Genomic DNA, 11098 nt, shown 5'->3' on the forward strand with positions numbered 1-11098 from the left:
TCGACGTCACCCTCGAAGATGGGCTCCTCGACGCGGATCGAGTACAGCGACCGCGGTTTGTAGTACCGCTCACGCGGCAGCCGGATGTGCTGCTCGACGCCGCCGTGGTTGCGGGTGTGCACCCGGACGTCGAGATGCAGGCGGGTATCCGCCGGGCGGGTCCCGCGGTCGGCGTCACGGAGCCGCAACGACTGCATCGCAGGATCGCGGTCGTTCATGATGCGCACGCTGTCCAACACCACGTGGAGCTTCATCCCCTCCGTCTCCTTCTTCCGCCACGTCTCCATGGTCGCACGTGATCGCAGCTTCGCTACCGCCGAACCTGGCCGACGCGCCCGCCCGTCGCCGGACGCGCCGGCGCACGACACGTCCCCGGTGGTGCGCGGACGTCTCAGGCATGGAGGATGCGCGAGGGCGTCGCCGTCGCCGGGGTCGCCAGCCGACGTGTTGGGTCAGGACGAGGAGGGATCAGATGACGTTGTACGCCGAGCACCTGACGGTCCGGGTGCGACAGGCTGCCGGCGACGCCGCGGTGGTGCTGTGGGTGATGGCCGTGGTGTGGGTCGCGCGTGGCTTGCACCGCGTGGTGGGCAGCTTCGCGGAGCCCGGCGCGAGGATCGAGCGGACCGGCGCGCGGTTCGCGGACGGCTTCGACCGCATCGCCGACCAGATCAGGGACCTGCCGCTGGTCGGGGCGACGCTGCGCACTCCGTTCGCTGTGGTGGCCGACGCCGGGCGCGGCCTCGAAGCGGCGGGGCGCAGCCACCAGGAGGCGGTGGCGACGCTGGCGCTGGCGCTGGCGGTGGCAAGCGCCGCTGTCTTGATCGTCGTCGTGCTCGCCTGGTACGTCCCGCGGCGGGTGCGGTGGGTGCGCGAGGCGACGGCCGCCGTGCGCCTCCGCGAGGAGGGCGCCGATCTGCGGCTCTTCGCCTACCGCGCCGCTGCCAACCGGAGCCTCACCGTGCTCCGTCGCGCGGTCGACGACCCGGGCGCAGCGCTCGCCGCCGGCGACTACCGCGCGCTGGCAGGGCTGGAACTGACAGCGCTCGGCCTGCGCACCGACCGCAGACGCTGATCCCCGTGCGGGTCGACGCCTGCGTCACTGTGCGGCTGGCGTCTGCTGTTGTTCGGGGGGTGGAGCCGACGCGTCAGCGGCCGGCGACGGGTCGCCGCCGGCCGGCTGCTCCGAGGCGGGGGCAGGCGGCGGGGCAGCGCGGTCGTTGCGCTCGATGATCTCCAGCGGCGCCTGGTAGCGGGTGAAGATCCGCTGCTCGGTGCTGCGCCCGCCATGGTCGATCGTTCTGGTCACGGTCACGTCGAACCCCCGGCCGCCCGCCTGAACCCGCCGGGAGCTGCCCGGTCGCAGGCTCGGGTTGTCGCGGTAGACGGTGCGGTGGTCGCGCCAGTTCGTCGGCTCTCCGTGGACGGCCGTCACCCGGCGGCCACCGTTGTCACCGAACAGCGACACCGTGATCGACGTGTCGGTGTACGAGGTGTGGATCAAGATCCCGTTGTCGGTGTCGTTGCGCAGCTTCAGGTCGACCCCCGGGTAGTACAGGGTCGCCTCGCGGCCCATCGGGTACCGCGAGATGTAGTAGCTGTGGGCCTTGTGCTCGGCGATGTCGATCCCGGCGAAGAACGCCGCGTTGTACGCGGTCGTGGCGAACTGTGACACCCCACCGCCGACCTCGTTGACGTACTCGCCGCCCACGATCGTGCCGTCGGCCGCGAACCCCTTCGCGACGGTGCGTTCCCCGACGTGGGCGTTGATCGAGAAGCTCTCGCCCGGCCGCACGACCGTCCCGCGGACCAGATCGGCCATCCGCTGGATGTTACGGACGCGGTTCTTGCAGCACTCGTGGTAGGTGGTGAACGTCCCGATCAGCTTGGTGACGCCGAGCCCCCTGGCCTGTTCCGTGGTCAGGTCCGGCTCGACGACGACCAGGTCCAGGGCGGCTCGGCGGGTTCCGGTCGTCACCAGCTCGGTGAGCTGCCGGGCGGTGCGCTCGGGGTCGAACTCGACGCCGTCCGCGCTGGGGACGAGGCGGAGGTCCGCCGGCTTGGGCTCCCAGGTCGCGTCGTCCTTGTCGTCGAACGTCACCAGGCCGCTGACGACCTCGAACGTCGCCGAGCGGGGCGCGACGTTGAGCCGGTCGAGGTGGGGCGCGAACGCCGAACGCACCGCGTCGACCGGCACCTGAAGGACGAACTCGCCGGACTCGTTGACGGCCGTCGCGATCAGCGGTGCGATCTCGCTGGGACGCAGCGCCACCACCGTGCTCCCGTGGGCCGTCAGCGTCAGCGTCTCGTCGAGCGCATGCCGCGCCTGCGCGGCGACACGGTCGACCTGCTCGGGGGTGATGTCCACCGGCAGGACCTCGACCGGCAGGGGCATCGTCTGAGGCCCGGCCACTCGGATCGCCGCCAGCAGCTGATCCAGTGCCTGTTCCTGCCGGACGCGGATGCCGTCGGCGGGCGGCTCGGTGGTCACAACGAGGGTGTCGGGGTCGGCGGTGACCCGGCCGACGAACGGTTCCCGGTCGGCCTGGTCGGTCACGTCGGTGACGAACGCGCGGGCACGTTCCTCGTTGGAACGGTCGACGAGGCTGACCTCGATCCGGCGGCCCCACAGGGCCGCCACGTGCGCCCAGCTGTCGGCGAGCACGTTGCGGTCACGCCCCGGCGCCATCGCCCGGTCGACCGCTGCGGCCAGGTCAGCCCCGTACCCCTCGGTACCCGGGACGTAGGTGAACTCACGGCCCTCGAGGGTGAAGGTGACCGGGTCGGTCTGACGGGCGGAGACGAGCTCCATCAGCGCCGTCCGGGCATCCTCGCGGCCCAGGCTGCCGACCTCGACGCCGTCGACCACGACGCCGGGGAGGACCTCCCCGCGGTGAACCAGCCGGAGCGCTCCGAGGAACGCGATCACGACCACCGCCATCACCGCCGCGGCGGCCATGGCGCGGCGGCGGGCGAACGGCGGGGACGGGATCGCGTCGTCGTCCGACGCCGCGACCTCCGTGCCCGGTCGAGGAGGGTGGTGCGTGGTGCTCATGCGCGATCCCGTGTCGGCGGGGGAAGCCGCACCACATCGCGCGACGTCCGAGCGCACACAACCCACGACGATGCGCAGATGTTCCCGCCCGATCCGCGGAGGATAACAGAGAGCCAGCGCGGATCGGGATGTTCGCGCTGCCCGGCCGCACCGGGCTGGTTAGCTCACGACCCCGCGGATGTCCGGCGGCAGCTGCCCGAGCACGTCGGAGAACTCCCCGTCGCTGATCGCGGCCCGCACCGCTGCCATCACCGCCGCGGCGTGCTGGCCGGCGGTGTCGAGATCGACCTCGTCGCCTTCCCGGGACGCCACCCGCCGGCAGAACTCGTCGGCGTCGAAGATCTCCGCCTCGCGGTGGTCGCGCCCCGCCGTCTCGTGGACGAACGCGGCGATCTCCTGCGGGAGCTCGCTGGCCAGGTCGGTGGCTTCTCCCCCCGTGATCCGCTCGGCGAGCGTCTGGAGGGTCGCCCGCGTCGCCGTCACCGCCTGGGCGCGGTCGAACACACCCTGTTCCTGCACCGTCGCGATGAACTCGTCGAACTGCATCCAGCCCTCCTGCTGACACCTCGACCACGGTGCGCGGGGTACGGCAGTGCCGCTGGGCGCGCCCACGTCCGACCGACCAAGCGATGCGTGCGCACCGCCGTGCTCCACGCCGGCGGGCGCGCTTGCTAGGGTCGCCGGCCGACCAGCGCCGCGGGATGGCGGCGCTCTGCACCCACCGCGAGGAGCAAGCGGTTGACGGCTGCCCGTCGCGTCCAGGCGTTCGCCGCCGCAGCGGTCGCCAGCCTCGTCGTCGCCCTCGCCCCGTCGGTGGCCTCTGCCCACGGCACCGGCCACGACCAGCGGGCCCTGGATGACGCCCGCCGGAAGGTGGCCGCGGTCGAAGCACAGCTGAGCAGCGCCCGCGCCGAGCAGCGCGACGCGGAGCAGGCGCTCCACGACGCCGACGCCCGCTTGTCGCTCCTCGAGGATGCCGTCAACGAGGCGGCCGCTGCCCTGGACCGCCAGCAGCTCGCGGTGGACGAGGCGGCCGCGAGGGTCGCTGAGCTACAGGACCAGATGGCCGCCCAGCGCGACGCGTTCGCCAGCCGCGCAGCGACCCTCTACAAGCGGGGCGCCGGCCTGCCCTTCGAGGCGGTACTGACGGCCGGCTCGCTGGGCGAGGCCCTCGATCGCGGGGCGTACGTCCAGGCGCTGTCGTCGTCGGACCGCGCCGCCCTCGAAGGCCTCGTCGCCACCCGGACGGCCACCGATGCAGAGCGCGTCCGCCTGGCTGCCGAACGCGACCACCTGGCTGCGATGAAGGTCGAACAGGAGCGGCTGCTGGCACGGGTCGCCGAACTACGCCGAGACCGCGCCCTCCAGGCCGCTGCGGCCCGCTCCAACGTCGCTGAGCTCGAGGAGCAGCGCGAGGACCTGGAGGCAGAGTCGCGGCGCGTCGAGCAGCTGATCCGCCGGAAGGAGGCGGCCGCCCGCGCCGCGCGGTCCGCCGCCTCCGCCGCCTCCGCCGCCTCCGCCGCGTCAACCCGCTCCCCGCGAGCGGCCGTCCCGGCCGCGGTGGGCGTCGGGGGGTACGCGTGGCCACGCTGCGACCGGGTCACGTCCGGGTTCGGCCGCCGCTGGGGACGGATGCACACCGGGATCGACATCGACGGCAACACCGGCGAACCGATCTTCGCTGCCAAGGCCGGGCAGGTCATCTTCGTCGGTTGGCAGGGCGGGTACGGGCGCCTGACGTTGATCGCGCACGGCGACGGGGTCGTCACCGCCTACGCCCACCAGAGCGCCTTCGCCGTGGCGGACGGCCAGCGGGTCGGCCAGGGACAGCGCATCGGGAGCGTCGGGAGCACCGGGCACTCGACCGGCTCGCACCTGCACTTCGAGACGCGCGTGAACGGCAGCCCGGTCGACCCGCGTCGGTACTTGCCGGGCAGGTGCTGACGCTGGCCGTGGTCCTCGTGGCCGAGCTGACCTGGCCGATCCTCGAGCGCATCCCGATCGCAGGAGACGTCGCCGTCTCCCCGCACGGCATCGGGACCGCCGCGGGGTTCCTGATCGGGGCCGTCCTGCTGCTGCGCCGCACGGAGCGGCGGGGGATCGCCGACGTCTACGTGCACGACATCCCCGCCGCGGTCAACGATCTGCTGGTCCGTGCGCTGATCGGTGCGGTGATCGGTGCGCGCGCCTTCTACGTCCTGACCCACTTCGACCAGTACGCCCGGGATCCGATCGCGATCCTGCGCGTGTGGGAAGGCGGCCTCACGCTCCTGGGCGGACTCGCCGGCGCGATCCTGGCTGCCCTCCCGCTGGTGCGTCGCCGCGGCTACCGCTTCGACCTGCTGATGGACTCAGCCGCCCCGGGGCTCGCGGCCGGGATCGCGATCGGGCGGTTGGGGGACCTGGCGATCGGCGACCACCTCGGTGACCCGGCGGGCGGGTGGCCACTGGCGTGGCGGTGCACCGGGAACTACTGGGATCGGGCCACCAACACGCTACGGGCCTTGGGCGACCCCGTGCCCCCACGGGCCGGGCCGCCGTACGCCGGGCAGACCCAGGGCTGCTTCGACGTGGCGGTGCACCAGACGGCTCTCTACGACCTCGTCCAGGCCGGGCTGCTGTTGGCTCTCCTGCTGTGGCTGGAGCGCAAGCCGCGCTGGAACGGCTTCTTCATCACGGTCTTCGTGTACTGGTACGCCGCCGCGCGCTTCGTCTCGGACTTCCTGCGTCAGGACCGGCGCCTGCTGGGGCTGACCGGCTCGCAGTACGCCGCGCTGGCTGCGATCGGCGCCCTGACCGTGTTCCTGCGGTGGCGCCGGCCGTGGCAGCGGCGACCTTGGGTGTGGGACCCGCCCGACTTCCCGCACGCACCCCCACGCCACGACGATGCCGTCAACGACACCTGACGCCCCCAAGGTCGCAACGCGACGCCACGCGCGAACGGCGGCTGCGACCACCGACGCCGTCAGCCAACCGCGCGGACCAAGATCGACGGCACCTGGTCGAGCGTGCAGGTGAGGACCACCCGTCCAGGCTCGACTTCCGCGCGGGGTTGGCACGGCACCAGCTCGTCGGGGATCGCCACACGGACCGCCTCCCCCAGGCGGAGTTGGCGTCCGGCCACGTCCACCCGGTCGGGGAGCTGCTCACCGGCGGGGCCGAGCTGCGCGGTGTCGATCTGTGCGGTCACGCGCCCGGTGTCCATATCGGTCACCTCGACCTCGCCACGGAGCAGCGCAGCGCGGTCCAGCGACACACCGTCCAGGTCGAAGCGGACCCGGGCGAAGGGCACATCCTGGCGGACGACCTCCCGCAGGACCACGCGCACCTCGTCGACCTCCCCGGTGAACAGGTAACGGGTCACGACCGGGAAGTCGCCCAGACGGGCGTCGATGCCCGCTGCGTCGCGGACCCGCTCGCGGACGCCGGCCTCGATCCTGGCGGCGGCGAAGCGCGGGACGGCCAGCTCGACCAGCACGGCGAGGACCACCACCACGAGGAAGATCCACCTGACGATCCGCACGTCGGCTCCTAGAAGCGTCGACCTCCGACGAGCGTACGACGGTCACGTCGATCCGTGGTCGGCGGCGTGTTCCCAGTGCGCATCGCGCCGGCCTACCGCGGGGGTCTAGGCCGTTCGGAGAGCCGGCGCGTCAGACCCGCGGTTATCCTGGAAGTCATGGCGGAGTCCCACCAGCGGTACGAGGACCTCGCCCTCGCTCACGTCCTGGGCGGCCTCGATCCGCAGGACTCCGCGGAGTTCCGTGCACACCTGCTCAGCTGTCGCGACTGCCGGTTACGCGTCGCGGAGCTACGTGACCTGGCAGCCGAGCTGGCAGCCACCGAGCGCCAGGAGCGTCGCCGCGCCGCCGTCGCGACCGAGACCGTTCGGCGCGTCGATCACGACGACGAAGACGACCGCTCGTGGTGGGAACGTTGGTCGCGGCCGGCGCTCCGCGTCGGTGCCGTCCTGGCCACGATCGTCGTGCTGGCGGTCCTGTTCTGGAACTACCACCTGCGCCGCGTCACCGGTGACTACGCCGCGGTGGTGGAGCGTCAGGCCGAGGTCCTGTCCATCCTGGCGTCGGGTGAACCGCTCGACGTGCGCGCATCGGCTGGTGTGACCGGTGCGGCGGCGGTGTCCGACACCCACCTGGCGGTCAGCCTGGAAGCCGTCCCTGAGCTCGGTGAAGACGAGGTGGTGGTGCTCTGGCGGGTCGACGACGGCCGTGCCAGCGTGGTGGACGTGGGCCGCGCCCCGCACGACGGCGCCGTCCCGTTCGCGATACGGATCGCGGACGCCGACGCGGTCGTGGTCACCGTCGAGTCGGCCAGCCAGCGCCCCACCGCACCCGGCAGCCGCCAGCTCGCTGAGGTCCACCTCCCGCCCGACGGTTGATCGTCGAGCGTCGTCGTCGGCGCCACCATGGGGTAGCCTCAACGGTTCCGGGCGCGTAGCTCAGTGGGATGAGCGCTCGCCTCACACGCGAGAGGCCGCTGGTTCGATCCCAGCCGCGCCCACCCGGCCCCCGCCGACGCGGGGGCCACCAACGTCTCGGGGCCGCTCGCATGGTCGCCACGCGTCGTGTCCACCCGGCGTGTCGCCACCCCACCGGCTCGCTCGTCGCGTCACCGCTGGCAGGGGTCAGCCGCCGGTCGGCGACGGCCTGCACAGCCGCCGCGGTTACCCTCGATGCCCGAGAGGAGGTGCCACGTGAGCGCAGACGGCCGACCCACCGCCCGAGAGCGCCTGGCCCAGCGCGGTCAGCTCCAGGGGCGGGTGGTCGCCGCTCTGGTCACCGCCGGCTCCGGCCCGCCCCAGGAGTGGGATCTCGACCGGCCCGTCCCCGACGACGCGCAGGTGGAGCCCGTCCAGGTCGACACCGACCGCGGCCGTGCGATCTTGCGCCACTCCGTCGCCCACTTGATGGCTCAAGCGGTCACGCAGCTGTACCCCCACGCCAAGTTCGCGATCGGCCCGCCGGTCGAGGACGGCTTCTACTACGACTTCGAGGTCGACCAGCCGTTCACACCGGACGATCTCGAGCGCATCGAGGAGCGGATGCGTGACCTGGTCCGCGAGAAGCAACGCTTCGAACGCGACGAGCTGCCCCGCGACGAGGCGCTGCAGCTGTTCGCCGACCAGCCGTACAAGCGCGAGATCATCGAGCGACTCGACCCATCGGAGGTCGAGGTCGTCACCGAGGACGGGCGGCAGGTGGATCACGCCGGCCACGGCCAGACCGGCGACACCGTCACCGTCTACCGCAACGTCGTCGAAGAAGACGGTGAGGTCAAGGAGCGCTGGGCCGACCTGTGTCGTGGACCGCACCTACCCAACAGCGGCTGGGTGCCGGCGTTCAAGCTGCTACGCACCGCCGGGGCGTACTGGCGTGGCGACGAGTCACGACCGATGCTGCAACGCATCTACGGCACCGCGTGGGAGTCGCGGAGAGCCCTCGACGAGCACCTGCGCCGCCTGGAGGAGGCGCGCGAACGCGACCACCGCAAGCTCGGGCCGCAGCTGGAGCTGGTGCACTTCGCCGAGGAGCTCGGCCCTGGCATGGCCATCTGGCTCCCGAAGGGGGCGATCGTCCGCAAACAGATGGAGGACTGGGCCCGCGACGAGCACCTTCGCCGCGGCTACCAGCCGGTGTACACACCGCACCTCGCCAAGGGGATGCTGTGGGAGACCTCCGGCCACCTGGACTACTACCGCGAGAACATGTTCCCGGCGATGCAGCTCGAGAACCTCGAGTACTACGCCAAGCCGATGAACTGTCCGTTCCACATCCTGGCGTACCAGTCGAAGGTTCGTTCCTACCGGGAGCTCCCGCTGCGGCTCGCGGAGCTCGGGACGGTCTACCGCTTCGAGAAGTCCGGTGTCGTGAACGCGATGCTCCGCGCCCGCGGTTTCACCCAGGACGACTCGCACATCTTCTGCACTCGCGACCAGGTGGTCGACGAGGTCGTCGCGGTGATCCGCTTCACCCTCGACCTCTACCGCGATTTCGGCTTCGGCCGCCCCTCACGGGTGGCGGTGTCGACGAGGCCCGAGAAGGCGATCGGCCGCGACGAGGACTGGGACGTGGCCGAGAAGGCGCTGGTCGATGCGGTGCAGCGCGCCGGGCTCGAGTACCAGATCGACGCAGGAGAGGGCGCTTTCTACGGGCCGAAGATCGACATGCATGCCCGTGACGCGATCGGTCGCGAGTGGCAGCTCACCACCATCCAGGTGGACTTCAACCTCCCCGAGCGGTTCGACGTGACCTACGTCGGTGAGGACGGCCAGCACCACCGGCCGTTCATGATCCACCGGGCGCTGTTCGGTTCGGTCGAGCGGTTCTTCGCCGTGATGCTCGAGTCGTTCAACGGGGCGTTCCCGCTGTGGCTCGCGCCGGTCCAGGTGGCGGTCATCCCGGTGGCGGCCGACTTCGTCGGGTACGCCCACGCGGTCGCCGACGCCGTCCGCGACGCTGGCATGCGGGTCGAGGTCGACGACTCCGACGACACGCTCGGCAACAAGATCCGCAAGGGCCAGATCGACAAGATCCCGTACCTGGCGGTGGTCGGGGGCCGCGAGGAGGAAGCACGCACGGTGTCAGTCCGCCCCTACCAGGGCGATCAGCGCGCGCGCGTCGGGCTCGCCGAGTGGGTCACCGAGCTGACCGCCGAGGTGCGCGAGCGTCGCGCCGGCGCCCCGTCGGGGGGCTGACGGTGGCCGACGTCGACCCCCACGGCTCGGTCGGCGACGACCTCGAAGCCGTGCCCGAGGTCGAGGACGCCCCGATGTGGGGTCGGGTGGTGCGCACCCCGGAGGCCGGTCAGCCCCCGCCCGTGGACGGGATCCAGCGGCTGTGGGCGCCGTGGCGCTTCGGGTACATCGCCGGTGGTGACCGGGTCGACGGCTGCCCGTTCTGCGTCCTGCCCGGCCGTGGTCCCGACCGAGACCGCGAGAGCCTGATCTTGCACCGCGGGGAGCGGTGCTACGTGATCTTCAACGCCTACCCCTACAACCCCGGTCACCTGATGGTCGTTCCGTTCGCCCACACCGCCGACCTGGAGGACCTCGATGAGCCCACCGCCGCGGAGCTGTGGGAGCTCGGGCGGCGCTGCGTCGCCGTGGTCAAGGATCGACTCGACGCCGAGGGCGTCAACCTCGGCATGAACCTGGGAGCCGCTGCCGGGGCGGGCATCAGCGATCACGTCCACCTGCACGCGGTCCCGCGCTGGCTCGGCGACACCAACTTCGTGTCGGTGATCGGGGCGACCCGGATCCTGCCGCGGGCGCTGACCGAGATGTACGACGAGCTGGCGCCCGCCTTCGGCTGATCCCGGCGCCGCTCGGCGTCAGGCCTGGCGTTCGCTGTCGGCCTGCGCGGCGATCTTCTGCGCGATGTGGTCGGGGACCTCCTGGTGGTGGTGGTAGCGCATCGCCACCGTGCCCCGCCCGGACGTGAGCGCCCGCAGCTCCGCCACGTACGTCAGCATCTCGGCCTCGGGCACCAGCGCGTGCACCATCTGCCGTGCCGGCCCGGCCGGGTCCGTGCCCTGGATGCGTCCTCGACGCGCCGACAGGTCGCCCATCACGTCGCCGGTCAGGTCATCGGGGATCGAGACGTCCACTTCGAGCACCGGCTCGAGGAGCTTCACGCCCGCCTTCTCGGCGGCGTCCTTGAACGCGAGGATCCCGGCCATCTGGAACGCCATGTCCGACGAGTCAACCGAGTGGTGCTTGCCGTCGAACAGGCGCACCTTGACGTCCACGACGGGGTAGCCGGCGAGCACGCCCCGCTGCATCGCCTCGAGCACCCCCTTCTCGACCGAGGCGATGAACTGGTTGGGGATCACCCCGCCCACGATGGCGTCCTCGAACACGAACCCCGCACCGCGCGGCAGCGGTTCCACCTCGACGTGTGCCACGCCGTACTGGCCGTGCCCACCGGTCTGCTTGACGTGGCGTCCGAGCCCCTGCGCGCGGCTCTTGAGCGTCTCGCGGTAGGCGATCTTCGGCGGAGACTGTTCCACCTCCACGCCGAACTT

The 11098-nt window shown here is 71.9% G+C and carries 11 protein-coding genes and 1 tRNA gene; 7 read left to right on the forward strand and 5 right to left on the reverse strand.

Going from position 1 to position 11098, the window contains the following annotated elements:
* The coding region (locus tag M3N57_03615; GenBank protein ID MDP9021784.1) for a hypothetical protein at positions 1 to 287 on the reverse strand (287 nt) is incomplete at its 3' end.
* Between the two features lie 185 nt (positions 288 to 472).
* Here M3N57_03615 and M3N57_03620 point away from each other — a divergent pair.
* Positions 473 to 1075 (forward strand): hypothetical protein, encoded by a 603-nt coding sequence (locus tag M3N57_03620; GenBank protein ID MDP9021785.1) that lies wholly within the window; start codon positions 473 to 475, stop codon positions 1073 to 1075.
* Between the two features lie 24 nt (positions 1076 to 1099).
* Here M3N57_03620 and M3N57_03625 read toward each other — a convergent pair whose 3' ends face one another.
* Together M3N57_03625 and M3N57_03630 are read right to left on the reverse strand one after the other, a co-directional pair.
* Positions 1100 to 3055, reverse strand: coding sequence for a VanW family protein (locus tag M3N57_03625; GenBank protein MDP9021786.1), 1956 nt, complete (start codon positions 3053 to 3055; stop codon positions 1100 to 1102).
* A 159-nt stretch (positions 3056 to 3214) separates the two neighbouring features.
* The gene (locus M3N57_03630; GenBank protein MDP9021787.1) at positions 3215 to 3601 is read right to left on the reverse strand and encodes a DUF2267 domain-containing protein; all 387 of its coding nucleotides are present in this window, start codon (positions 3599 to 3601) and stop codon (positions 3215 to 3217) included.
* 192 nt (positions 3602 to 3793) lie between these two features.
* Here M3N57_03630 and M3N57_03635 point away from each other — a divergent pair, with 192 nt between their 5' ends.
* Entirely contained in the window at positions 3794 to 4999 is a 1206-nt protein-coding gene (locus tag M3N57_03635) for a peptidoglycan DD-metalloendopeptidase family protein (protein MDP9021788.1), read from the forward strand.
* An 8-nt stretch (positions 5000 to 5007) separates the two neighbouring features.
* Positions 5008 to 5961 carry a prolipoprotein diacylglyceryl transferase gene (locus M3N57_03640; protein ID MDP9021789.1) on the forward strand — a complete coding sequence of 318 codons (954 nt, stop codon included), beginning with the start codon at positions 5008 to 5010 and terminating at the stop codon, positions 5959 to 5961.
* 59 nt (positions 5962 to 6020) lie between these two features.
* Here M3N57_03640 and M3N57_03645 read toward each other — a convergent pair whose 3' ends face one another.
* On the reverse strand, positions 6021 to 6578 hold the full coding sequence (locus M3N57_03645) for an LmeA family phospholipid-binding protein (GenBank protein ID MDP9021790.1): 558 nt from the start codon (positions 6576 to 6578) through the stop codon (positions 6021 to 6023).
* 156 nt (positions 6579 to 6734) lie between these two features.
* Between M3N57_03645 and M3N57_03650 the strand changes: the two genes are divergently transcribed.
* From M3N57_03650 to M3N57_03665, 4 genes are all read left to right on the forward strand, one after another.
* A complete protein-coding gene (locus M3N57_03650; GenBank protein ID MDP9021791.1) occupies positions 6735 to 7454 on the forward strand; it encodes an anti-sigma factor in 720 nt (239 codons plus the stop codon).
* Positions 7455 to 7503: 49 nt separating this feature from the next.
* Positions 7504 to 7576, forward strand: a tRNA-Val gene (locus M3N57_03655).
* 193 nt (positions 7577 to 7769) lie between these two features.
* Positions 7770 to 9770 carry a threonine--tRNA ligase gene (thrS, locus tag M3N57_03660; protein MDP9021792.1) on the forward strand — a complete coding sequence of 667 codons (2001 nt, stop codon included), beginning with the start codon at positions 7770 to 7772 and terminating at the stop codon, positions 9768 to 9770.
* Positions 9771 to 9844: 74 nt separating this feature from the next.
* Positions 9845 to 10387: an HIT domain-containing protein gene (locus M3N57_03665; GenBank protein ID MDP9021793.1), complete on the forward strand. Its 543-nt coding sequence runs from the start codon at positions 9845 to 9847 to the stop codon at positions 10385 to 10387.
* Between the two features lie 18 nt (positions 10388 to 10405).
* On the opposite strand, the gene M3N57_03670 is transcribed toward M3N57_03665, so the two are convergent.
* Positions 10406 to 11098, reverse strand: a 693-nt coding sequence (locus M3N57_03670; protein MDP9021794.1) for a hypothetical protein, incomplete at its 5' end; no start/stop codon positions are given.

This window comes from Actinomycetota bacterium, from assembly GCA_030776725.1.
Taxonomy (GTDB): domain Bacteria; phylum Actinomycetota; class Nitriliruptoria; order Nitriliruptorales; family JAHWKO01; genus JAHWKW01.

What these genes read in the sequence shown, in the direction of transcription:
- M3N57_03630 (MDP9021787.1), bottom strand. Translation starts at nt 3,601, where the DNA reads ATGCAGTTCGACGAGTTCATCGCGACGGTGCAGGAACAGGGTGTGTTC.
- M3N57_03650 (MDP9021791.1), top strand. Translation starts at nt 6,735, where the DNA reads ATGGCGGAGTCCCACCAGCGGTACGAGGACCTCGCCCTCGCTCACGTC.
- M3N57_03665 (MDP9021793.1), top strand. Translation starts at nt 9,845, where the DNA reads ATGTGGGGTCGGGTGGTGCGCACCCCGGAGGCCGGTCAGCCCCCGCCC.
- M3N57_03620 (MDP9021785.1), top strand. Translation starts at nt 473, where the DNA reads ATGACGTTGTACGCCGAGCACCTGACGGTCCGGGTGCGACAGGCTGCC.
- M3N57_03625 (MDP9021786.1), bottom strand. Translation starts at nt 3,055, where the DNA reads ATGAGCACCACGCACCACCCTCCTCGACCGGGCACGGAGGTCGCGGCG.